Source organism: Pseudomonas sp. GW704-F2 (genome assembly GCF_059423025.1).
Genome location: NZ_JBWKXO010000047.1, coordinates 1 through 21,943, shown reverse-complemented (window position 1 = coordinate 21,943; position 21,943 = coordinate 1). Strand labels below are relative to the sequence as shown.

The following is a 21,943-nucleotide window of genomic DNA, read 5'->3' as shown; positions in this document are numbered from 1 at the left end:
TTGACCGTGAAAAACCAGGTTAGTGCCGCAGGGCTGCGCCTGCTCTAGCCCCGGCATTACAGCAGAAAATTCCGACACCCCGCAGCGCTACGTCCGACCCTCGGGTTTGGTCAGTTGTAGGTCATGGTAAACGTCGCGGTGCTGTTGGCCTGGCCGGCGGTAACGCTGGCATCGGTCTGGTAGTAACGTGCCACCAACGGGATTGCATAGGGGCCGTCGCTGACCGTAGTGCCCGCGGCAATCGGCGTTCTAAGCGTGACGGGGGCATTGTTGTAGTAGAGCCTTACGCCAACCCCGGTTGCGGCGGTAGGAGACGCATTCAGTGCCAGCACCCCAGCAATCCCGGAGCTGTGGGCGTTGCCATCCAGGGCAACTTTGACCCGTGTATTGGCATCGCAATCGAGCGGGATGGAAAAGTTGATTTCATCTCCCGCGCTTCCCGGGCCGGTGAACTGGCTTCGCGGCACATTGCCCATGGGCACAGGGATGGACGTATTGGAGACCGAACAAGCGACGGGAATGATGGTATTGGTGCCGGACAGGCTGGCGTAAGCAGCATAAAAATAATTAACGATACTGCCTGAGGCGAGTCTTCCATTCGTCAGAACACCGGCCCCAACTGCCCCCGAAGTGGTTTTTACCAACTGCACGGTAATTCCGGGTTCAGGCAGCGCAACAGTGCTGGGCCCGTTAAAGTTGACATCGTAAGGCATAGCGCCGCCGAAGAATAATACACGAATCCCCACACCCGCTATATTGGTGTTGTATACGTTATTCCCATATGCACTGATGACTCTGAACTGTTCCATTGCAAAGCGATGCACATAATTCACACTGCAGCCGTAAAAATACCGGCCACCATTGTAGGCGCCGGTATTGGCGGTTGCCAAAACCGTGCCGATGGGAGTATCACGCTGGACAATCAACGTTCCAAAATTTACCGTTCGCGTCAACGCCGACGACACGCCATTGTAAAAACGGCACGATGCCAATGCGTTATTCGATAACACCGTTAAAGCCCATGCCGCACTGCCAAAACAGAAAAACCTAATCAGCGTCCGTTGTACACCCAGCATAAAAAGCCCTCGATTAATTGCATGACACCGATAACGTCCTGATGATTGAAAAAGGCTGCGACCCTTCAATGGATATCGGTAAAACAAAAGCTGCCGTGCATTGTTGGTCCGCTTGCTCGCCCCACTGAACCTTCACTTCACCCTGTTCCGGCATGCCGCTTAGATAAACCTCCCCTTCCAGGCCGACAATGCCGCTGCTGGCAAACGTCGTCGACTCTTGCACCAGCGTTGCGCTGGCGCCGAACGTGACGGGTTTTCCCTGATATGTGAGGGCCATCAGTACCCGGCTGCCGACGCGGGTCTGGAAATCCGCGAGCACCAAGGCGCCACGGGTCGGGATGACCGATTGGGTATTGGCCTCGATGTCGATGTCATCGGCCAGTGTTTCGGTGCTCAACGCAATGCGGTTGCGACGATAGGTGCTGACATGAGGAACCAGCGCATAACCGCGCCAATCGGTATTGACCCCAGTGTTGTTTTGCACTTTGACCCCGGCAGCGCCAGGCGCGCGCACCAGCGCCATGGTTTCGCCCTGGGGTTGGGAGAAGGTGATGCCGAACGGGTGCGCAACGACGCCACCCTGTGCGCCATAGTTGAGTTGTCGGGAGTGTCGCTCGTAGTTGTAACCGAGCTTGGTTTCCGCGTAAGCGCCTTTATACGTCGCGTGAGCATTGCCGCTGTTGCCTTGCCCTGGGCTGGCATAGCCCTGGCTGACGCTGTAGATCAGATTATCGTCCGGCAGCGTCGCGCCACTGAGCCCCAGTTCGTGGGCGGTCTTTCCCTGTGCATCGGTATTCAGGTTGTAATTCACCCAGCTATTACGCAGAGCACTCCCCAACGGCAACTGGATATTGAATGCCAGTTGCTGGTCATTGCGCTTGCGCCCGTTATACGCGGGGGTCTGCGTGTAGGCATAACTCAAACCGTAGGTCACGCCGCCCCGGCTCAGGTTATAACCGGCACTCAGGCTCCGTTCGTAACCGGTTTGTCGCCAGAAGTCCTGCTGATAGCCATTGATATAAAAGTTGCCGTATTCGCCCAGGGACTGGTTGATATTGAGTTGCGCACGGCTGCGCCGGTTATACAGGCGTCGCCAGTCATTGAAGTTGCCGGGGTCGATCTCATTGGCTTCCTGGAAATCGTAATAACCGCTGGTGGAATAACGGTAACCGGCCAGGGTGAACGTGGTGTTGGTGGCCGCGATATCCTTCGCATATTGAAAGCGCACCGACTGGCCATCGTGCCGGGAACCCTGGCGCAACTCGGTGCGGGCCTGGCTCACATCCATGGAAAGCGAGCCCCATTCGCCAAACCCGTGGCCGACGCCCAAGGACGTCGCCGAATACTTCGCCGAGGCAAGGACACCCGTGTACACGGTGGTGTCGCCGGGCAACCCGTAAATCAGCGTACCCTGGGCAAATGCGGGGGTGCTGCTCTTGCTCGCCGTCGAACGGTATTCGCCCGCGACCAGCGAATACTTGAAGCGCCCTTCCCGGACCATCACCGGCACCGCCGAAAAAGGCTGAATCGAGCTGCGCACGCTGCCATCGGCCTCAGTGATGGTGACTTCCATATCGCCGCTGGAAGACGTGGGGTACAAATCCGTGATTTCGAATGCGCCGGCGGGCACATAAGTCTGATAGATGATGTAACCGTTCTGGCGCACCGTCACCTGGGCGTTGCTGCGGGCGATGCCTCTCACCACCGGAGCGAACCCACGCAGGCTGTCGGGGTACATGTTGTCGTCCGAGGCCAATTGAATGCCCTGATACTGCACGCTGTTGAACAACTCCCCCGGCGTGAAGCTGTCCCCCACGACCAACTGGCTCTTCAACGAATGCACATCACGCTGAAGGTACGTATTGAGGCTGGCCCATTGGGCTCGGCTGTCACCTTGGGTGTAAGTCGAGTAGTTACGTAGCCGCCAGGCGCCCAGGTTCAACCCGCTGCGCAGGTTCAGGTAGTAATTGTCATCGCTGCCGGAACGCCCTTCGCGCCGGGTGTTCGCGCCGCTGAAACTGTAATTGAGCAGCGCGGCCGGCAGGCCTTGGTCCCACTGTTCAGGATCAATCTGCCCGCGTGCTTCACGGGTGAGCGCCGCTTGGGGAATGCTGATGTCCAGACGGCGCTGATGAAAGTTGAACACGCTGCCCGCATCTGGAATGTATGCCTGCAGGTTGCTGATGGGGGTTTCCTGGGGCAGTTCGCGCAACGCAGGAAACGCCTGCAACTTGACGCCCATCTCCTGTAATTGTCGTGGGGTAAGTTCAGGTTGCAACAGACCGTCCAGCGCAACGAAGTTAATATCGCGACTGGCTATTCGTCGGTCGTTCAAGTAGAGGTCCACTGAATAACTTCCAGGCAACTGCCCGCCCTGATTGGAGAATGCGTCGAGGTCGACCCACGTTTGTTCTGCATTGTCGATCTCCAAGGCACTGGCATTGAAATACTCACGCGCCAGCGCATTGGACGAACACAGCGTAATGCCTATCATGCATTTGAGTGCATGCGCGGCCAGCACCTTTAGTTTCAGGCGTAGCATTCCATTATTTATAGCGTTCATATAAGAAGCCCCGCAATCCGGGCAACACAGTGCCCGCCACCCCAACACCAAAGGGCGGTTGATCCAACGCATTAACGAAACAGGTAGCCGTTAAAACTAACAGCCCTTATGAATTAGAGTGGCGCACTGGCCTGCGGCGTAATACCGCCATAATCATTGATGGCTTGCCAACTGACGGCTCCACTTGCACCTTCCGGCATCGACCAGGCCAATGTACTTTTGGGAGCAACCATACCGGCATCGTTAATAACCTGGTCACCCACGCTCACGCGAAAAAAAGACACGTGATACGCCGTAGGGTTGTTGACCTGCAACGCTTTACCTACCCGCGTAAAGACCAGTGCCTTATAAGCATTCAGCGACTCTCCTGGCATTCCCGGCGGGCGATAGAAGAGTTTTATCCGACTCTTCACAGAAATCAGCAGTTGGTTTTCTTCGGTTTTTTCCGAGGCGGGAATCGACTTGATATTCACCCAGAACACCGACTCTCTGTCCTGCGGAAAATCCCCTCCGGTGCGAATGATGCGCAGCACATTCTCCTGCTCGGCATCCAGCCGAAACAGCGGCGGCGTCATGATAAACGGCGCCTTGCCAGGTGCAGTCTGCGCCCCGTCATCAACCCATGACTGAATCAGATACGGTTTGGTCTTCTCGGTGTTTTTCACCGAAATCGAGGCTTCTTTCCTTGAGCCGTCGTACACCACCCGCGTGCCCCCCACCACCACACCCGCAATAGCCGTATGCACCGTACCGACCAGCAGGCCGGCGGTTAACATGTATTTCAGCCACCCCATCGACGTATCTCCTACCGACGCTTTGCTCAAGCCTGCACGTGAGCAAACCCACTTGTTGAGAAGGCCGAGCAGCGTGCCCGGCCTGTCTTAGTGATCAGTTATAAATAACTGTGAAATCACTGACGGCGTTGCCGGAACCGGCCACCACTGGAGCGGTTGCCACATATTTGGCGAAGAAGTTGAAGGTGGTGTCGGCTACCGGAGAAAGAGGCTTGCTGACGGACGGGGAGCCCACGGGAATCAACGTAGCGGCATCCCCCTCATACACACCGATCGCCACACCCTCGGCGGTTCCAGCCCCACTCGTCAGGGCAATCAAACTGCTGTTATTCCCGTCGGTCGGGCCATCAAACTTTACGACCGCGCTGGTGGCCGTGGCCGGGCAGTTAGTCAGGACGATATCGAACCGGGTCGGGGCTGCGGTATCGCCGACATTGGCCAATGCCGTTGAACTGACCGTCCCCATTGTCACCGTCTGATTGGCAGTACCGGGTGTAACAGTACACGCGGCATCGGTGATCGTACCGGTGAAGTTAATAGTGCCGTCCGCCGCATGGCTGAGCGCCGAAAATGCAGAGCACGCCAACAATGTGCATACGATTAATTTTTTATTCACACGACTATTCCTTATCACGTCAAGTTATGCAGGCATTCAACTAACTACTGGGGAGCAAGTCTCAATGCCAACCTTTTTCTAGAGCAAACAGCTCCACAGGCGGATGACTGTCAGCCAGCTCGTCTTTGCTTTTCAGATTTGCCCTCTTGTTGTGAGAGAGCGGCGTCGATGATCAAGGCTTTTTAAAGAAATACCTACGTCGAAAAATCGGCGTGTGCTGTGGGGCTTTTCTCTGTTTTCCAATTATTTGAATTGCAGCACGCTCGACGATGTGATCCGCAGGGCAAAAACCAGCCAAACAGGCTGTTCACTTGGGCTGTGGATTACTGCCCTCTTCCGACAGAACACTCCTCTATCAGGACGGTAAAAATTACCGTTTGATTGATATGACCCCATTGGCGATTCTGAACATCGGTCTAAACTGCAAAACCCAGTCATGCTCCGCAAGGGAGTCAGCGCGCCATGCAGCCCACCCTCAAATTGCTCGATCAACCCACCCGATATATGTTCTTCACCGGCAAGGGCGGTGTCGGCAAAACGTCGGTCTCAACCGCGGTATCACTCGCACTGGCCGAGGCAGGCAAGAAGGTACTGCTGGTCAGCACGGACGCCGCCTCGAACCTTGACGAGATGCTCGGCGTCGAGCTGAGCAATCAGCCTGTCGCGGTGCCGCACGTGCCTGGAATGTTCGTGCTCAATATCGACCCAGGGACCGCAGCAATTGACTATCGGGCCCGGGTGATCGAGCAAATGGGCGACCATGCCCGCGATGAAGACATCGCCTTGGTGCGTGAGCAACTCTCCGGGGCATGCACGACCGAAATCGCAACCTTCGATGAGTTCTCCCACCTGCTGTCGCAGGGCAGCGCGGCGTATGACCACATCGTGTTCGATACCGCGCCCACGGGGCACACGCTCAGATTGTTGAGCCTGCCAAAAGCGTGGAGCGGTTTTCTAAAAGGCAACGATCGTGGCGCATCATGCCTGGGGCCGCATTCGGGCTTGAAAATGCAGGAGCAGTTGTTCAATCAGGCATTGGTGGCGCTCAATGATCCAGCCCTGACCACCGTTGTTCTGGTGACTCGTCCTGATAAAGGCGCGCTCAGCGAGGCTGCACGCTCCAGCGACGAACTCCGTGAACTGGGCTTGAACCACCAGCGCCTGGTGGTCAATGCTGTATTCAAACGCAGCGACTTGAATGACCCGATCGCCGCCGCGATCGAAGCTATGGGCCAGCAAGCGCTCGACGAGATGCCCGCGTCACTGCGCCAGCTTTCAGCCGACTACATCCCACTCAAGGCCGTGGATTCGGTTGGCTTGCCCGCGCTTCGCGCACTGCTGACACCCGAGCTTGCTGTCCCTGCCAGCATTGCAAACCCAGTTCCGTCGCGCCTGGAATATCCCGCACTCGCGGAATTGATCGCCGAGTTAGCCCACGACCAGCGCGGCCTGATCATGGTCATGGGCAAAGGCGGCGTGGGCAAAACCACCATTGCCGCCGCCATCGCCCTGGGACTGGTACAGCATGGCAAGTCCGTACACCTGAGTACGACAGATCCTGCGGCGCATCTGGCGGTAACCCTCAATGCCGATGTGCAGGGGCTCAGCGTCGGCCGCATCGACCCTAAGGTCGAGACCCAAAAGTACGTGGACAAGATCGTCGCCTCCCGCGCGCCAAGCCTGACGGAAGACGAAACCGCCTTGCTCATCGAGGATCTGCAATCCCCGTGTACCGAAGAGGTCGCGGTGTTCCACGCATTCTCCCGTGTGGTTGCGCAAGCCAGAAGCGCGTTCGTGGTACTCGACACGGCCCCCACAGGTCACTCCCTGCTCCTGATGGACGCCACAGGCGCCTATCACCGCCAGATGGTTCGCGAATTCAAAGGCAAAGCCTCGGACCACATCGTCACGCCGTTGATGCGCCTGCAAGATGCCGACTACACCAAGATCATCCTCGTCACGCTGCCCGAAGCCACCCCGGTGTCGCAGGCGGCAGCGCTGCAGGAGGACTTGCGCAGGGCCGACATCGAACCGTTTGCCTGGGTGGTCAATAAGTCGTTGCTGGCCACCGATACGACAGACCCGCTGCTACGAGCGCGCCTGGATAGCGAGCGCAAACAAATGGCGAGAGTGGCCGAAGAAACCAACCATGCTGTCATCGTAGTGCCGTGGACGGCGGAGCCGCCGGTTGGCGTCGCCGGGTTGAAGCGCTTGCTGGATTGAAGTGTCGCTCGGCTTGCTCACACCGTGCGCCTGGATGACTGGAACGACACCAGCAAAAAAGCCTGCAGGGCTGCAGGCTTTTCTCTATCTGGCACGGCCTGGATGCGAATAGAAAACCAGCATCTGTGTCCCAATGAAATCAGGCTGATTTATATCTTTACGATGATCCCAATCAAGTTCGTATCCTAGGCGAACCTGGCTGCGCTCAGCCAAGCGTACTGTAGATCAGAGCCGTGACTGCCTGTCAGTCTTCAGACCCTGCTCTCAGCACCGAGACAAAGCGTTCCAATGAAGGATCTTGCTCAGCGTGCCGCTTAATCCGGCCGATGAACATCCACTCGTATTCCGCCCAAAAAACCCGAGAAGTCTTGGGGGCTTTGCAGTCGAATACAACTTGATAGATCCCTGTTTCTCGCTGCCGAACGACGACGCATTGCTCAAGGCCAACCAACAGTCGCTGCCCTGGCTCCAGGGGCGGAGCATTCAGCGCAAGGCGTTTCTCAATTGCTGTTTTGCGCATGATGACTGTCGTCCTTAAAATTCAGAAACCTTATGCATTGAATCAAAAGCAAAGCCAGCCGCATGGCGGTGTGCCTTGAACGCCAGGGCATCGGGCAGACCCGCGTGGCTCAGGCGCTTCGACAGCTCTGCACACGACTATCCTCCACTGGATCATATGTGCATAATATTATCATGCAGTGATAATAGAAAGGCAATCGACGTCGCCCTGGCCTCAGGCCCGGACGAGGTCTTTTGATTGATTGCCAGGAGGCAGAGACATGCATGAAAGCAGCACTACGTGAGCGCTTGGAGACCCGTATGAAACGTGAAGACGTAAAAACCAAATACGCTGAAGGCATTCAGTTTGATACCCATTTGATTGCCAACCCGGCCAACACCCAGGAGTGGATCGTCTTCTTTAAAAAGGATGCCGGAAGAAGCTTCTTCCTAGTCAATGACAACGAAGAAATCGAACCTTTTCGGTACCTTGATGATTTGATTCATGAGCTGCGCGAAATCGGTATCAAGGTAGCTGAAATTCATTTCTGAATTGTTTCCTTGGCACCTCGCGCATCTACAAGTGCGATCGCAGCAAATAATGATGTTGGATTAACGTCTATTAACGCCAACGTTACGGCAACAAAAGACTGCTGGAGGACTCGAGTATCGGAAGGTTTTCCAGCCAGCGGCCCTACGGGCAGGTCCGCGTGGAGCACACGTAGAAAGTCGCCAGCTCACAGTGAGCTGGCGCGAGTTTCCTGACGCTCTACTCAGGCATGCAAGTAGGCCACCAAGGCATCGGCGAAGGACTCAGTGGTACCGGCCCCGCCCATATCGGGTGTCACTTGATCACGGGAGTTTTCCAGAACAACGCGGATAGCGGTACGAATGCGCGTGCCCTTGTCCACCATACCCAGGTAATCAAGCATGTCTGCGGCGGCCAATAACAATGCACACGGGTTCGCGATGTTCTTGCCGGCGATGTCCGGTGCCGAACCGTGGACCGCTTCGAAGATGGCAGCATCGGCGCCGATGTTGGACCCCGGCGCCAAGCCCAACCCACCGACCAGGCCTGCGCACAGGTCTGAAAGGATGTCGCCAAACAGGTTGGTGGTGACGATGACATCGAATTGATGGGGATTCATCACCAACTGCATACAGGCATTGTCGACGATCATCTCGTGGAATTCGATTTCCGGATAATCCTCGGCGACCTCACGCGCCACGTCAAGGAACAGCCCGGAGCACGACTTGATGATGTTGGCCTTGTGTACCGCGGTCACTTTTTTGCGACCTTTGCTACGAGCCAGCTCGAACGCGTAGCGCACGATGCGTTCGGAGGCTGTGCGTGTTACGCGAATGCTTGCCAGAGCGACTTCGCCGTCTTCCGAAATACTTTGCCCTTCTGGCAGGTACGCCCCTTCGGTATTTTCACGCACCGTGATGATATCGATACCTTCGAAGCGCGAACGAGTGCCGGGGAAACTGATCGCCGGTCGGACGTTGGCGTAGAGATCGAAGTGGCGGCGAAGGTGGACGTTGATCGAGGAGAAGCCGCGGCCAATCGGCGTGGTCAGAGGGCCTTTGAGTGCGACGCCGTGTTTGGCGATCGTATCGATGGACGCGGGCGGCATCAGCTGCCCATGCTGCTGCAAGGCCTCCAAGCCGGCCTCAACGAAGTCGTACTGAAGATTGCAGTCAAGGGCATCGAGTACGCGTAGCGTCGCTTGCATGATCTCAGGGCCGATGCCGTCACCCTTGATGATTGCGATGGTTTTGCTCATGGTCTCTTCCTTAACAGCGCTGTGTCAGCCTGCTGTATTGATGGGGTCACTGAGACTGGTGTCACGAGTCTGCTGATAGGCATTGACTGTCTGACGGCTTTCACCGCGGCAGAGTGCTATGTTTCATCCTCCGCGCCGTGACCGCGCAGGTCATTGCGGATCAATTGACGAGCGACCTGAACGGGTGTCAGCTCTCGCTATGGATGCGGCGGTTACAGGTGAGCGCCCGGATCAAGCGTGCAGTCATTTGCTCCATCGATGACGCGCATAACATTAACATACAATGCTAATTCCACGTGGTAGAAAGCAGCGTTTTCCGGATGATACCAAGGTCTTAGAACGCCTGTGCGTGACAGGGTGAGGTCGCTTTTAGGCAGGCATAAAAGGAAGACGGGTTGTGGCTCGGATCATTCAAGAACGGATGATCTTGCAAATGGCGGGCTGTCGATGTTCAGGAGCTGCGGCGGCCGGATGTCCGCCGAGTGCGACAGCTGCCAACCGTGCAAAAGGTCGTGCAACTGCCGCACATCAGCCTGATTGACCTCCGCTTACAGCGGGTAGTGCGCCGGGTAATGCAGCTTCGCAACACCGGTGTCGATAGCGGCCTTGGCCACTGCGCCGGCGATTGCCCCGAGCAGGCGAGCATCGAGCGCTTTGGGGAGAATGTAATCGCGCCCAAACTCAAGCTTGTCGACGTTGAACGCTCGCAGCACTTCCACAGGGGTTGGCTCTTTGGCCAATTGGCGCAGTGCTTCCACTGCCGCAATTTTCATCGCTTCGTTGATCCGGGTTGCCCGAACATCCAGGGTGCCGCGGAAGATGAACGGAAAGCCCAGAACGTTATTGACCTGGTTCGGGTAGTCGGAGCGACCGGTCGCCATGATCAAGTCATCACGCGTGGCCATGGCCAACTCGTAGCTGATTTCAGGATCGGGGTTCGAGCAGGCAAACACGATCGGCTTGGGAGCCATCGCCGCCAGCGCTTCAGCCGGAAGCAGATTGGCTCCAGACAACCCCACGAACACATCGGCACCGTTCATGGCTTCCATCAACGTGCGCGGGCCACCGTCGTTAACGAATTGTGCTTTGTATTGGTTGAGGTCTTTGCGCGCCGAGTGGATGACACCGGTGCGATCGACCATGTACAGATTGCTTTTTTGCGCGCCAAGGCTGAGCAGCAGGCGCATGCACGCCGTGGCTGCGGCACCGGCGCCGAGGCAGACGATTCTCGCGTTCTCCAGCGTTTTGCCCTGAATCTCCAGCGCATTGAGCATGCCGGCCGCGGTGACGATGGCGGTGCCGTGCTGGTCGTCATGGAAGACCGGGATGTTGCACTGTTCGATCAGTGCGTCCTCGATTTCAAAGCACTCAGGGGCTTTGATGTCTTCCAGATTGATCCCACCAAAGGTGTCGGCGATACGCACGACGGTGTCGATAAAAGCCTGGGAACTCTCGGCATTGACTTCGATATCGATCGAGTCGATACCGGCAAAACGCTTGAACAGCAACGCTTTGCCTTCCATGACCGGCTTACTGGCCAAGGGGCCCAGATCGCCGAGACCCAAAATGGCCGTACCGTTTGTGATCACGGCCACCAGATTGCCTTTTCCGGTAAAGCGATAGACGTTCTCCGGGTCCTTCGCGATTTCGCGAACGGGTTCGGCCACGCCAGGGCTGTACGCCAGTGCGAGTTGGGCAGCGGTATCGGCAGGCTTGCTCAGCGCAATGCCGATTTTTCCTGGGGTCGGGAATTCATGGTAATCCAGTGCAGCCTTCTTGAAGTCGGTAGTCATGCGAGCCCCTAATTAGACGTTGATTACAATATTATGTTAACACTATTATAATACAAGGCAACGAGGTCCTGAGCCACAGACCAGGATCGAGTTGCCGGCTTGAATGCTGCTGACGAAGGGGTTTGTCAGCCAGCAGACCAACGCTATTGGCCCTAAGACTTCAGGGCGGGCCTGTATTTTTTGGCCAATAGAGCCCTCCTATGCTTGAACCCGTTTAGGCCACCTTGCGTGGCCTTTTTTTTGCGCGCTCGAAAGCCCGGCGCGCCATGCACCAAGCACGACACACTAGGACTCGGGGTTTGCTTATCGCGTCTTGGAGCCGCCCTACGCACTTCGACAATCGCGTAAGGGCGTCGACGCGGCTCATGGGGCCGGATCAGCGTTGATCCGTGTCAGGCGATCGCGAAAAAGGATGGGGGGCGTCGATTCTTTCTTTAACAGAACTCAATCTTTACTGACCTGCTCAACCTTTCTGAGGGTGGCTGTCAGAAATGTACTTCGGCAGATTTGATACCCAGCTCGCGAAGCTCATGGATCAGATCATCGAGGCGTCCAAATGACTCCACTTCCTCGTTGTCATTGACCAGAAAATAGCTTCTCCCGGCATCCTTTTTGAAAAGAATGATCCACTCGTGCGTGTTGGCCGGGTTGGCTATCACATGCGTGTCGAAGTGCATGCCTTCCCCGTGTTTGGTTTTGACATCTTCGCGTTTCATGCGCGGTCTCCGAGCATTGGGTTCAGCTCTCTGAGCACTGAATCTAGAGCGTCGCCGGTGTTGTACCGAGGCTAGGCCAATTGCTTTGCTATTATCATAACGTGTGAATAGTATGCACATGCCACCAGAACGAGGCTAGTCATGATTGCGATACGAGAAGCTTGGAAAGCGGGCTTGTTAGGGCGCGAGCATTGGCTTGGAAATATCGTCTCAGGGATCATCGTCGGCGTCGTGGCGCTGCCCTTGGCCATGGCATTTGCGATCGCCTCCGGCGTCAAGCCGGAACAGGGGATCTACACAGCCATTGTGGGTGGTTTGCTGGTTTCGCTGTTCGGCGGAAGCCGGCTGCAGATTGCGGGCCCCACAGGCGCATTCATCGTCATTCTGGCCAGCGTGACAGCCAAGTACGGCGTTGATGGCTTGCAGGTCGCGACAATGATGGCCGGGGCAATTTTATTGCTGCTCGGCATCACCAAACTTGGCGCACTCATCAAGTTCATCCCTGACCCGGTGATTGTGGGATTCACCGCCGGCATCGGGGTGATCATTTGGGTCGGGCAATGGAAAGACTTTCTGGGCTTGCCGAAAATCAGTGGCGAGCACTTCCACCAGCGGCTGTGGCACCTCATCCAGGCATTCCCCAACCTTCATGTACCCACGACACTGTTGGCCCTGCTGAGCCTGGCGCTGGTGATCCTTGCACCTAAACTGCCGGGTTTAAAGCGTGTTCCCGGCCCGCTGATCGCGATGGTCGTGGTGACGGCGTTGCATGCCTATTTTCAGTTCGACGGCGTGGCCACGATCGGCAGTGCATTTGGGGGCATTCCTCAAGGCCTTCCCCAAATCGGCCTTCCAGCAATAACGCTGCCCCAGGTCATTGAGTTGATTGGCCCTGCGTTTGCAATCGCGATGCTTGGGGCTATCGAGTCACTGTTGTCGGCGATTGTCGCCGACGGGATGGCCGGCACCAAACATGACTCCAATCAGGAGTTGATCGGACAAGGCATTGCCAACCTGGTCACCCCTCTGTTCGGTGGCTTCGCTGCGACAGGGGCGATCGCTCGAACGGCCACCAACATCCGCAATGGCGGCAATAGCCCAATCGCGGGTATTGCCCACTCCCTCACGTTGATTTTGCTGATCTTCTTTCTGGCGCCGCTGGCTTCGGATATCCCGCTTTGCGCATTGGCGGCGATCTTGTTCGTGGTCGCTTACAACATGAGCGAACTGAAGCACTTCAAGCGCATGGTCAACCGCGCGCCCAAAGCCGACGTTGCCATCCTGCTAATCACCTTCGGCCTGACCGTTTTCAGTGACCTGACGATCGCCGTGAACATTGGGGTGATTCTCGCCATGCTGCAATTCATGCGTCGCATGGCGTCCTCTGTCGAGGTACAGCTAATGGTCGAAGATGAGCTGGAGGCAGAGTTGCGTACAAATGGACATGCACATCTTCCTCCCGGTGTTTTGGTCTACACCATCGAGGGGCCTCTGTTCTTTGGCGCCGCAGAAACCTTTGAACGTGTTTTGGCGCAAACGCACACCGATCCCAGAACGTTGATTATTCGCCTGAAGCGCGTGCCGTTCATGGACATCACGGGCTTGCAAACGCTGCTCGAAGTCATTGAGCAACTGCACAAGCGCGGCATTGTCGTAAAGCTGTGTGAAGCCAATGAGAAAGTGCTTGGCAAACTCGACCGGGCCGGGATTCTTCAGGTGCTCGGTTCACAGCATTATCATGCGGACTTCAATGGCGCACTGGTCAGTCATACCCAGATCAACGAGAGTCAGGGCGAGACGTAGGAGACAGTGAATGACGCGCGATGAGCAGGCACTTGTCGTGCCCGCTCATACAGGGATGAATTACTTGGCATTGGCCGCAATTTTGCTTTTGGTCGCGTAGGACACGCCATGCGTCTCGAGGTAGTCCCGAATCAGCTGACGAACGACCTGAGAAGGTGTCAGGTCCTGAGACGCGCAAAGCTCCTCAAGGGCTTTTTTCTTGACGGGATCAATGAGCACAGTCAGTCGTGCAGTCTTGTTTTCCATGGAATTGCCTGTCGCCTAAATCGATCAATGATAATCAAATTATAATAGCAGGACATTCATTTGTCACCGCTTAGGTTCGCCGCTGCACTGTTCGATCCGAAAGCCCGAGCACCTTCGAAAACACATGGTGGTCACGTAGCGGGGGCGATTACCAACTCCGACGGAAATCCTTTCTCCATCATCGAATGAAGCTCAAATGCGCTGGTGATCTTGAGTTTCGTGCCTTCACCAAACAGCAGCGGTAAAGGCCTGGCCGGATCGTATGCTGTTGCTTGTAGGGTTTTGCTCGCCGGAATCATGCCCTCCCTCCTCCGCCATATGGCTAAAAAAAACGCCAACAGCAAAGAAAGCCATCCGACGATGGGCAGCCAGATCACAAGAATGCTAAAAAACCGCGAGGCCGAATGGGTGACTGGCCGCGCAAGGTTTTGGGCGAGTCGTATCATGAAAGGACTAGGCTGACATCCGGCTTGCCAACTCTCGCGGCAGAGAAGGTGAGCCGAGGAACGTCGCACGAGCGGCGCTCAATCTTGAGAGCGCAAAAGACCTCAAGACAATCGCCTTCAGGCCTCCCGCCGACCTCCCCACAACAATCAATAAAACAACCGCGGCTCCGGCGCAGCAAGCAGGCTGACCAACTTGGTCAACGCAAACCCCAACTCCGCACGGCTAGGGCCCATCAGGGCGATGCGTACCCCACGGGTGCTGGCGCTGCGCTGGGCCAGGAACTGGCTGCCACTGACCACGATCACGCCGTTGGCGCGCGCGAGGTTGGCGAACTCGTCGCTGGTCCAGGGCTCGGGTAATTCGAGCCATACATGGAAGCTGTTGGATTGGGTGCGAATATCGTACGAGCCCAGTAGCTGCCGCGCCAGGCGCTGGCGCTCCGCAGCTTCCTCCTGTTGCACCCGCACCAATTGCGCCCCACGGCCACTGGTGATCAGGTTGCTGGCCAATTGAGCCATCAACGGCGACGGCATCCACACACTGCTGCGCACCATGGACGACAGCCGCGATAGGGTTTGCGGCGGCGCGTACAGGTAACCGATGCGCAGGGCCGGTAACAAGCTCTTGGACAGGCTGGTCAGGTATACCGAGCGCTCCGGGGCATAGGCCGACAACGGCTTGTGCGCGGGGCGTGTCTCAAGAAAGCCGTAGATATCATCATCGATGATGTACAGGTCAAACTCGCGGGCGATCTCGGCGATTTCCAGGCGACGCGATTCGGGCATGATCGAGTTGGTGGGGTTCTGGTGCGTGGCCACCGTCACCAGCAGCGTGGGCCGGTGCTCGATGCACGCGGCCCGCAGCGCCGCCGGTACCAGGCCGTACTCATCGACCTGCACCCCGTGCAGGCGACGGCCTAGGCTGTGGGCCAGGGAGATGATCCCCGGATAGCAATATTCCTCACACAGAATCATATCGCCGACGCTGGACAGGCCGCCGATGGCCACCAGCAAGCCGTGCTGGGCACCGGCGGTCAACACGATCTGTTGGGCGTTGGCGTCCGGCAAGCTGCGCTGCACCCACAACGCGCCGGCCTCCTTATGCACGGAATGGCCGCCGTCGGTGACGTAATCCAGGATCGATCCCAACTCGGGCGCCTGCGCCAACTCCTCGATTGCTCCTCGCAGCCAGTCGCTCATGCCGGCGTCGCAGGGCTTGATGATCGACAGGTCTATCTGCCCGGTATCTACCTTGGAGGCAACGCCGAGTCTGGCCACCGGCGCCAAGACAGCGCGGGTCGGCAGCACGAATGTGCCTCGTCCCACTTCCCCGATCACCAGGCCGCGCTTGGCCGCCTCGTCGTAGGAGCGGCCTATGGTGCCCGGCGTCACTTTCAACGCTTCAGCCAGCTCCTTGAGGGTGGGCAGGCGCTCGCCCGCGGCCAAGTGCCCGGAAGCGATGTCACGCGCCAGTGCGTCGGCGATCATCAAGTAAACCGGCTGGCCATGGCCGCTGTATTCAGGAACCCACATAGGAACGACACCAGAAACAACTGAAGCGCGAAATCCTACCATGAAATTTTTCATAAGCGTAATCGCACAACAATCGACTCAATATTAGTCGATTCAAAACATTACACCGATCAAATACATGTCATTGATTTTCTACCGTAACACAAGACTTCAGCCGTCACCGCAAGGCAACGCGACCGAATTTTGCACGGAGCATCTGCGCCATCGCGGAGGGAAAGTGCAGTCCGGCAGCAGTTTCTGCAGATTTTATTGCCAATTAAAATCAATAAAATCATTAGGTTATGATCAGTCAAGCGAAACAATGTCAATTTAGGTATCAAAAACATATTGAGTCGATTTATTTCAAGGAATTAGAATGATTGCATCGATTCAATATTTTTTACCCATCCACATCAAAATATGGAACTTCACCTGAAATGGAAAGCGCAAACCTCAAGACCGCAGTCGACGCCACCACAGCCCTGGAAATCCGACTGCCTTGGGTCATAGCCAGCGCCTGGCAAGCGGTGCTGAATCAGACGCCACTTGAGTTCGAACACAACCGGGACATCTACTTCCAACTCAAAGAGCAGGCGCAGGACGTGCTGGGCACGACGCTGACCGAGCAGATTCGCTCCTTTGTCGATAACCCGCAGTTGACCGCGCTGACCATCCGCAACTGCCCTCGTGATCGGGACACACCGCCAACGCCCTACTCCGGGGTCTTGAGCCCGCGCAGCACACCCATCGCCTGCCTGGTCAGCCTATCGATTCACAGCTTGCTAGGTATTAACCCAGTGGTATACGAAGGCGAGAATGACGGCCGTCTGTTCCGCCACGTGATCCCGTCGCGCAACGCTTCGAGCCAGAAAAGCTCCCACGGGTCGCGCCTGCGCTTCTCCTACCACGTCGACAATCCAGACCTCCCGCTATCTTCGGAAAACGTCGACACGCTCTCCTGCTGCCCCGAATACCTGTCGTTCTTCGGCATGCGCTGTGACCCACGCATCAACACGACGCTGGTCAATGTCGACGAGCTGGTGGCTGCACTGCCTGCCAGCACGGTTAATGAACTGACCGCGCCACAGTTCGTGATTCATCGCCCCGACTCCTTCACCAGCAACCGTCGCAAGACCGCCGAGCTACCCGTGCTGGTGCGTGGCTTGAGCGGCGAATGGCTGTGCCGCATGGACTGCGAAAACACCCACGCAATCAGCCTCAAAGGCGAGTGCGCGCTGAACACACTCAAAGCACTGCTCGACTCTCGCCAGTTCGATGAGCCACATCTGCTGCTGCCCGGCGACTTCATGATCTTCAAGAACCAGCGCGTGCTGCACGCCCGCGACGGTTTCGAGCCGCAGAACGACGGCGCTGATCGCTGGCTGATCCGTCTGTTCGCGGTCAACGACCTGACCCGTGTGCGCCACAGCCGCGCCGACCACCTTTACGAAGTCCTTTCCTGATCGCCACATTGACTAAACAGGTACCACCATGGAATTACTCGGATCGTTCTGGGCCCAGCACTGGATACTGGCCATCATGCTGCTGGGCACAATCGCTTTTGTCGCCGGCTTCGTAGACAGCATTGCCGGGGGGGGCGGGCTGTTCCTAGTGCCTGGTTTCCTGCTGGTAGGGCTACCGCCGCAGGTAGCGCTGGGCCAGGAAAAGCTGGTCAGCACCCTAGGCACTCTGGCCGCCATCCGCAACTTCTTCGCCAACAGCAAGATGGTGTGGAAAGTGGCGCTGGTGGGCGTGCCGTTCGCGCTGCTGGGCGCTTACATGGGCGCCCACCTGATCGTGTCGATTTCCCCGGAAACCGTGGGCAAGATCATCCTGGCGCTTATCCCTCTTGGCATCTTGATCTTTCTCACGCCCAAGGACCGGCCGGTACAAGAGCACACACTCAGCAACCGCATGCTCTTCACCGTAGTGCCCCTGACCTGCTTGGTCATCGGTTTCTACGACGGCTTTTTCGGGCCGGGCACTGGCAGCATGTTCATCATCGCCTTCCACTACCTGCTGAAGATGGACCTGGTGTCCAGCTCGGCCAACTCGAAAAGCTTCAACTTCGCCTCCAACATTGGCGCGCTGGTCGCCTTCATTGTGGCCGGTAAGGTGGTGTACCTGCTGGCCCTGCCACTAGTGGCCTGCAACATCCTGGGCAACCACATAGGCAGCGCCCTGGCCATCCGTAAAGGCAACGATGTTGTGCGCAAGGTGCTGGTGCTTTCGATGCTTTGCCTGTTCGCCAGCCTTGGCGTGAAGTACCTGGCTTGATTCAACCCTCAAGGAGAACCTGATGAAAACTGCATTTGTGACCGGCGCTTCCGCTGGCTTCGGCAAGGCCATCTGCCGCGCATTGATCGCTGACAATTACCGCGTGATCGGCGGCGCCCGCCGCGCAGATAAATTGGCGGAACTGAAGCGCGAACTGGGCGAGCACTTCATTGCCCTGCCCCTGGACGTGACAGACGCCGCCTCGCTGGACGCGGCTTGCGAATCGATTCGCGACGCGTCGCTGCACATCGACCTGCTGGTGAACAACGCCGGCCTGGCACTGGGTATCGACCGCGCCCAGAGCGCCGATGCCAAGAACTGGGAACGCATGATCGCCACGAACGTCACCGGCCTGGCCATGGTCACCCACAAGCTGCTGCCGGCCATGGTGGAAGCTAACAACGGGCTGATCATCAACATCGGCTCCATTGCCGGCACGTATCCCTACCCGGGCGGCAACGTATATGGCGCCAGCAAGGCCTTCGTTAAACAGTTCAGCCTGAACCTGCGCGCAGACCTCGCAGGCACCAGGGTACGGGTCAGCAACATCGAGCCGGGGCTGTGCTCGGGCACGGAATTTTCACTGGTACGCCTGGCCGGTGACCAGGACGCGGTGAACGCGCTGTACCGCGACGTGGAGGCAATCCGCCCTGAGGATCTGGCCAACACGGTGGTGTGGATCGCAGGCCAGCCGCCGCACGTGAACATCAACTCGGTGGAAATCATGCCGGTAGCCCAGAGTTACGCTGCGCTGAACATCGCCCGCAACCTGTAGCCCGGGCATGCCGGTGGCTGGCACCAGGGCAGGGATTTATGCCGGGCCAAGCGTTGCTATAACGCGCCACTACCCATGAAGGAGTCTTATGGATACCGCGCGACACCGCCAATACCCAGCTCACTTTCCGGTAGTCGCCCGTAAGTGCAGCTTTACCAGGTGAAACGACTGCAGTGACTTTCATGGGGCTTACCTCTGAATCGAAGGATCAGAGACAGCTTCATGCAAATCACGCTGGGCGCTTTGGTTGTTGGGTCAACCCTGTCTAGTCCTGAAATAGGTGTAAACCTATTTCAGGACTAGACATCTGGCAGCCCCTCCCATTCACTTCAGGTTCTGCTCAATCCAACCGGCCGTCGTCGTCAGATCAATACCGTGTGCGGCGTTGAAGGTCTGACTCTTATCCCAAGCGACTCCTTTACCTTCAGCGAACACAGCCCGGTACTTGCTTAGCTGGTCATTCGGAGCAGCATCGAGATCGTTCTTCAATTTGGGAACGCTCCATTCGATGCGAGATACCGTGCGGTTGAGTCTTGCATCAATCGCATCCGCCAACTGTGCGTAGGTCAGAGTGTCTCCGGCCACGAAGACCACCTGATTGGCAAGGCGAGGCTTGGCGAACACAATCTTCGCCGTCAGCATCCCTATATCTTCTGGCGTAGTAACGGTGACCTGAGTATCCCAACTGCCTAGCGCATGAACAGTGTTTTTTGCCAGGTCAACCACGCCAAACGCTGGCTCGAACAAGAAGCTTGTAAACATCCCTGTGGAGACGATGATCCATTCGGTTGTGCGCTGCGCACGCAGTAGTTCACGGACCTCAAGTTGCTCATCAAACAAATCCTGCGCACTGCCTTTGCCAATCACGTCGTAGTCCACGCCAAACTGCCACGGCACGTAGCGTTTTACACGTGCCTGAAGCACAGCACGGGTGAGTTTCAGCTGGGTGCCGGCACCGGCGATAAAACCTACGCAACTGATGATCGTGTCGAATCGGGCGAAATGCTCGGCAAGCTCCTCAACTGAATCGTTAATGACGTCAGCCTGCAAAATGGATACGCCTAACCCACGGAGTTCTTCAATGGCCTGCGCTTTAGAAGCGTCTTGAATCACGGCCACGGGTGGACGCAGAAGCACGCTAAGACGAACGCCTGCATCCTTCTTGTTTGGCACAGCCCTGGCCAACTCGCGCAGCACGGACATGCCGAGTTCACCGGCCCCCAGCACCAGAATGTTGTCGGTTTCCACTGGTTTTGGCGCTTGCATGAATGTTCTCCAATGTGCAGATCAACGTGAGTGAGCGTTATCCTGTCACCATTGGAGCCTGCCCATAAGTAGGTACACGAGTGATCCTGGGGGGCGAATGGACAACGAAGAAATCATTAGGCAGTCGCAAGCTGCATGCGAAGCGCTCAGCGCAGAAGATGATGGTTTGAAGCGGGAAGTTCTCACCCATGCAGGTAATCGCTGGTCGCTGGGAATCGTCCACACACTAGGAGTGGAGGGACGGCTGCGGCATGCGGAGATAGCCAGGCGCATGAGTGGCGTGACGCAGCGGATGTTGACCCGCAGCTTGCGCCAGCTGGAAAGAGACGGCCTGGTTCTACGCCGGGATTACAACGAGGTGCCGCCACGTGTCGACTACGAATTATCCGAGCTGGGACGGGGCCTGCTAGCGCGGATGATTCCATTGTGGATGTGGGTAGCAGAGAACGCCGAAGGTTTTCGCGATGCTCGTATTCTCTACGATTCTGACATTTCGAATGATATTAAGTGACAGCTTCTGGCTGATCTCTGCCTGTCGCGACTGACAGTTTTACCCGGCCTGTCTTTGGTTGAAACGACTGCGGCGACTTTCATGATATTTACCTCTGAATCGTAGGATTTGAGATGCATTCATGCTGGTCACGCTGTGCGTTTTGATCGCCCCGGGAAATCCAAGGCCAAAAAAAGCCTGCATCGCTGCAGGCTTTTCTCTATCTGGCTCACGACCTGGACTCGAACCAGGGACCCAATGATTAACAGTCATTTGATCGCAACGGTGCCACGGAAGAACGTGGTAGAGATGTAAGGATGCTGCGTAGCGTGAGCCGCATGAGCGAGCACGCCAGGAAAGTTAGTCGTGTTGGATTAGCTTGTCAAAGCGTGGCAAAGCAATGAACTGCAGGAAAAGGAGGCGGCCGAAGTCAGCTCATGGACCGGCGCGCGCCCCTGTGTTTCGATGGCAGAACATTCACGTAAACACCACTCGGCCCAGCGTCACTGACGCGACTTGCAGCTTACAACTGAAAATCCTCGAGCAAGCACTTCAAAACCCGTGCCTCCATAGTCTTTCAGCCTGTATTTAACGCCCTCAAGCTGATCAGCTGAGACATCTTCCATTTCAAGTTCGCTTAAGTAAAAACTTCCACACACATCAGGAACTTTTAAGCGACGAACCCCCGTAAACGCTAAAACAACTTCAAACTCCGACTGTTCAGACGCATAAAGCATCTCCAGACTAACCTTATAAGTTTCAATTGCCTCTCCCGTACTTTCACGCTGCAAGCTGAGCCCCTGCATCAGATTTAGATTATAAAAATCAAAATCGGAAATAATGGAAAGCTTTTCAACGCCCTCAAAAGCCCTTTCAACTGCCCGCATATTTCCTCCTCGTCATCAGGACGCATATCAGGCCTGACCCCTTAGCATTCTAATATCTCTCCAAACCTGAAGCGGAGCAAAAGCAGCAAAAGGAGACACCCATTAGCCGGTCTCAAGTCAAGGCTAAAAGCCAACTCGCCCTGCAGCTTTTAACTGTAGGGTTTCCCTTTGTCTC

General features: G+C 56.6%; 20 protein-coding genes and 1 tRNA gene. 7 read left to right on the top strand and 14 right to left on the bottom strand.

Annotated elements, in window-relative coordinates; translation table 11 throughout:
* Positions 1–110: 110 nt before the first annotated feature.
* From AC07W0_RS26850 to AC07W0_RS26835, 4 genes are all read right to left on the bottom strand, one after another.
* A complete protein-coding gene (locus AC07W0_RS26850) occupies positions 111–1,076 on the bottom strand; it encodes a fimbrial protein (protein ID WP_102618559.1) in 966 nt (321 codons plus the stop codon).
* A gap of 13 nt (positions 1,077–1,089) precedes the next feature.
* On the bottom strand, positions 1,090–3,639 hold the full coding sequence (locus AC07W0_RS26845; RefSeq protein ID WP_256580885.1) for a fimbria/pilus outer membrane usher protein: 2,550 nt from the start codon (positions 3,637–3,639) through the stop codon (positions 1,090–1,092).
* Between the two features lie 113 nt (positions 3,640–3,752).
* Complete coding sequence (locus AC07W0_RS26840) at positions 3,753–4,433, bottom strand: fimbrial biogenesis chaperone (RefSeq protein ID WP_017845896.1); 681 nt, start codon at positions 4,431–4,433, stop codon at positions 3,753–3,755.
* Between the two features lie 94 nt (positions 4,434–4,527).
* Positions 4,528–5,049 (bottom strand): fimbrial protein, encoded by a 522-nt coding sequence (locus AC07W0_RS26835; RefSeq protein WP_017845895.1) that lies wholly within the window; start codon positions 5,047–5,049, stop codon positions 4,528–4,530.
* A gap of 462 nt (positions 5,050–5,511) precedes the next feature.
* On the opposite strand from AC07W0_RS26835, the gene arsA reads away from it, so the two are divergent.
* Positions 5,512–7,272 carry an arsenical pump-driving ATPase gene (arsA, locus tag AC07W0_RS26830; RefSeq protein WP_102618560.1) on the top strand — a complete coding sequence of 587 codons (1,761 nt, stop codon included), beginning with the start codon at positions 5,512–5,514 and terminating at the stop codon, positions 7,270–7,272.
* A gap of 244 nt (positions 7,273–7,516) precedes the next feature.
* Here the strand turns inward: arsA and AC07W0_RS26825 are convergent, their stop codons facing one another.
* Entirely contained in the window at positions 7,517–7,792 is a 276-nt protein-coding gene (locus tag AC07W0_RS26825) for a hypothetical protein (protein ID WP_102618561.1), read from the bottom strand.
* Positions 7,793–8,091: 299 nt separating this feature from the next.
* On the opposite strand from AC07W0_RS26825, the gene AC07W0_RS26820 reads away from it, so the two are divergent.
* Positions 8,092–8,322: a hypothetical protein gene (locus AC07W0_RS26820; protein WP_017845892.1), complete on the top strand. Its 231-nt coding sequence runs from the start codon at positions 8,092–8,094 to the stop codon at positions 8,320–8,322.
* Positions 8,323–8,543: 221 nt separating this feature from the next.
* Here AC07W0_RS26820 and AC07W0_RS26815 read toward each other — a convergent pair whose 3' ends face one another.
* From AC07W0_RS26815 to AC07W0_RS26805, 3 genes are all read right to left on the bottom strand, one after another.
* Entirely contained in the window at positions 8,544–9,557 is a 1,014-nt protein-coding gene (locus AC07W0_RS26815; protein ID WP_017845891.1) for an isocitrate dehydrogenase, read from the bottom strand.
* A gap of 548 nt (positions 9,558–10,105) precedes the next feature.
* Positions 10,106–11,350 carry a malic enzyme-like NAD(P)-binding protein gene (locus AC07W0_RS26810; RefSeq protein WP_102618562.1) on the bottom strand — a complete coding sequence of 415 codons (1,245 nt, stop codon included), beginning with the start codon at positions 11,348–11,350 and terminating at the stop codon, positions 10,106–10,108.
* A 485-nt stretch (positions 11,351–11,835) separates the two neighbouring features.
* Positions 11,836–12,066, bottom strand: a complete 231-nt coding sequence (locus AC07W0_RS26805) for a hypothetical protein (protein ID WP_017845889.1) — start codon at positions 12,064–12,066, stop codon at positions 11,836–11,838.
* A 141-nt stretch (positions 12,067–12,207) separates the two neighbouring features.
* On the opposite strand from AC07W0_RS26805, the gene AC07W0_RS26800 reads away from it, so the two are divergent.
* Positions 12,208–13,869: a SulP family inorganic anion transporter gene (locus AC07W0_RS26800; RefSeq protein WP_102618563.1), complete on the top strand. Its 1,662-nt coding sequence runs from the start codon at positions 12,208–12,210 to the stop codon at positions 13,867–13,869.
* Between the two features lie 60 nt (positions 13,870–13,929).
* On the opposite strand, the gene AC07W0_RS26795 is transcribed toward AC07W0_RS26800, so the two are convergent.
* From AC07W0_RS26795 to AC07W0_RS26785, 3 genes are all read right to left on the bottom strand, one after another.
* The gene (locus tag AC07W0_RS26795) at positions 13,930–14,115 is read right to left on the bottom strand and encodes a ribbon-helix-helix protein, CopG family (protein WP_017845887.1); all 186 of its coding nucleotides are present in this window, start codon (positions 14,113–14,115) and stop codon (positions 13,930–13,932) included.
* 131 nt (positions 14,116–14,246) lie between these two features.
* Positions 14,247–14,414 carry a hypothetical protein gene (locus AC07W0_RS26790; RefSeq protein WP_158243621.1) on the bottom strand — a complete coding sequence of 56 codons (168 nt, stop codon included), beginning with the start codon at positions 14,412–14,414 and terminating at the stop codon, positions 14,247–14,249.
* A 294-nt stretch (positions 14,415–14,708) separates the two neighbouring features.
* Positions 14,709–16,094: an aminotransferase-like domain-containing protein gene (locus AC07W0_RS26785; RefSeq protein WP_102618565.1), complete on the bottom strand. Its 1,386-nt coding sequence runs from the start codon at positions 16,092–16,094 to the stop codon at positions 14,709–14,711.
* A 416-nt stretch (positions 16,095–16,510) separates the two neighbouring features.
* Here AC07W0_RS26785 and AC07W0_RS26780 point away from each other — a divergent pair, with 416 nt between their 5' ends.
* From AC07W0_RS26780 to AC07W0_RS26770, 3 genes are read left to right on the top strand one after another with little or no spacing between them, the layout of a single operon-like run.
* On the top strand, positions 16,511–17,536 hold the full coding sequence (locus AC07W0_RS26780) for a TauD/TfdA family dioxygenase (RefSeq protein ID WP_102618566.1): 1,026 nt from the start codon (positions 16,511–16,513) through the stop codon (positions 17,534–17,536).
* Positions 17,537–17,564: 28 nt separating this feature from the next.
* Complete coding sequence (locus AC07W0_RS26775; RefSeq protein WP_017845884.1) at positions 17,565–18,350, top strand: sulfite exporter TauE/SafE family protein; 786 nt, start codon at positions 17,565–17,567, stop codon at positions 18,348–18,350.
* A 22-nt stretch (positions 18,351–18,372) separates the two neighbouring features.
* Positions 18,373–19,125 carry an SDR family NAD(P)-dependent oxidoreductase gene (locus AC07W0_RS26770; protein WP_046483925.1) on the top strand — a complete coding sequence of 251 codons (753 nt, stop codon included), beginning with the start codon at positions 18,373–18,375 and terminating at the stop codon, positions 19,123–19,125.
* Positions 19,126–19,449: 324 nt separating this feature from the next.
* On the opposite strand, the gene AC07W0_RS26765 is transcribed toward AC07W0_RS26770, so the two are convergent.
* Positions 19,450–20,391, bottom strand: coding sequence for an aromatic alcohol reductase (locus AC07W0_RS26765; protein WP_046483927.1), 942 nt, complete (start codon positions 20,389–20,391; stop codon positions 19,450–19,452).
* A gap of 97 nt (positions 20,392–20,488) precedes the next feature.
* On the opposite strand from AC07W0_RS26765, the gene AC07W0_RS26760 reads away from it, so the two are divergent.
* Positions 20,489–20,902 carry a winged helix-turn-helix transcriptional regulator gene (locus AC07W0_RS26760; RefSeq protein ID WP_046483929.1) on the top strand — a complete coding sequence of 138 codons (414 nt, stop codon included), beginning with the start codon at positions 20,489–20,491 and terminating at the stop codon, positions 20,900–20,902.
* A gap of 204 nt (positions 20,903–21,106) precedes the next feature.
* On the opposite strand, the gene AC07W0_RS26755 is transcribed toward AC07W0_RS26760, so the two are convergent.
* Both AC07W0_RS26755 and AC07W0_RS26750 read right to left on the bottom strand, forming a co-directional pair.
* A tRNA-Asn gene (locus tag AC07W0_RS26755) sits at positions 21,107–21,185 on the bottom strand.
* Between the two features lie 199 nt (positions 21,186–21,384).
* Complete coding sequence (locus tag AC07W0_RS26750; protein ID WP_046483930.1) at positions 21,385–21,768, bottom strand: PIM8 family immunity protein; 384 nt, start codon at positions 21,766–21,768, stop codon at positions 21,385–21,387.
* Positions 21,769–21,943: the final 175 nt, after the last annotated feature.

Coding starts and splice junctions, on each gene's coding strand:
- AC07W0_RS26785 (WP_102618565.1), bottom strand. CDS start 16,094: ATGTGGGTTCCTGAATACAGCGGCCATGGCCAGCCGGTTTACTTGATG.
- AC07W0_RS26850 (WP_102618559.1), bottom strand. CDS start 1,076: ATGCTGGGTGTACAACGGACGCTGATTAGGTTTTTCTGTTTTGGCAGT.
- AC07W0_RS26795 (WP_017845887.1), bottom strand. CDS start 14,115: ATGGAAAACAAGACTGCACGACTGACTGTGCTCATTGATCCCGTCAAG.
- AC07W0_RS26845 (WP_256580885.1), bottom strand. CDS start 3,639: ATGAACGCTATAAATAATGGAATGCTACGCCTGAAACTAAAGGTGCTG.
- AC07W0_RS26820 (WP_017845892.1), top strand. CDS start 8,092: ATGAAACGTGAAGACGTAAAAACCAAATACGCTGAAGGCATTCAGTTT.
- AC07W0_RS26810 (WP_102618562.1), bottom strand. CDS start 11,350: ATGACTACCGACTTCAAGAAGGCTGCACTGGATTACCATGAATTCCCG.
- AC07W0_RS26825 (WP_102618561.1), bottom strand. CDS start 7,792: ATGCGCAAAACAGCAATTGAGAAACGCCTTGCGCTGAATGCTCCGCCC.
- AC07W0_RS26805 (WP_017845889.1), bottom strand. CDS start 12,066: ATGAAACGCGAAGATGTCAAAACCAAACACGGGGAAGGCATGCACTTC.
- AC07W0_RS26760 (WP_046483929.1), top strand. CDS start 20,489: ATGGACAACGAAGAAATCATTAGGCAGTCGCAAGCTGCATGCGAAGCG.
- AC07W0_RS26780 (WP_102618566.1), top strand. CDS start 16,511: ATGGAAAGCGCAAACCTCAAGACCGCAGTCGACGCCACCACAGCCCTG.
- AC07W0_RS26750 (WP_046483930.1), bottom strand. CDS start 21,768: ATGCGGGCAGTTGAAAGGGCTTTTGAGGGCGTTGAAAAGCTTTCCATT.
- AC07W0_RS26790 (WP_158243621.1), bottom strand. CDS start 14,414: ATGATTCCGGCGAGCAAAACCCTACAAGCAACAGCATACGATCCGGCC.
- AC07W0_RS26770 (WP_046483925.1), top strand. CDS start 18,373: ATGAAAACTGCATTTGTGACCGGCGCTTCCGCTGGCTTCGGCAAGGCC.
- AC07W0_RS26815 (WP_017845891.1), bottom strand. CDS start 9,557: ATGAGCAAAACCATCGCAATCATCAAGGGTGACGGCATCGGCCCTGAG.
- arsA (WP_102618560.1), top strand. CDS start 5,512: ATGCAGCCCACCCTCAAATTGCTCGATCAACCCACCCGATATATGTTC.
- AC07W0_RS26800 (WP_102618563.1), top strand. CDS start 12,208: ATGATTGCGATACGAGAAGCTTGGAAAGCGGGCTTGTTAGGGCGCGAG.
- AC07W0_RS26765 (WP_046483927.1), bottom strand. CDS start 20,391: ATGCAAGCGCCAAAACCAGTGGAAACCGACAACATTCTGGTGCTGGGG.
- AC07W0_RS26775 (WP_017845884.1), top strand. CDS start 17,565: ATGGAATTACTCGGATCGTTCTGGGCCCAGCACTGGATACTGGCCATC.
- AC07W0_RS26840 (WP_017845896.1), bottom strand. CDS start 4,433: ATGGGGTGGCTGAAATACATGTTAACCGCCGGCCTGCTGGTCGGTACG.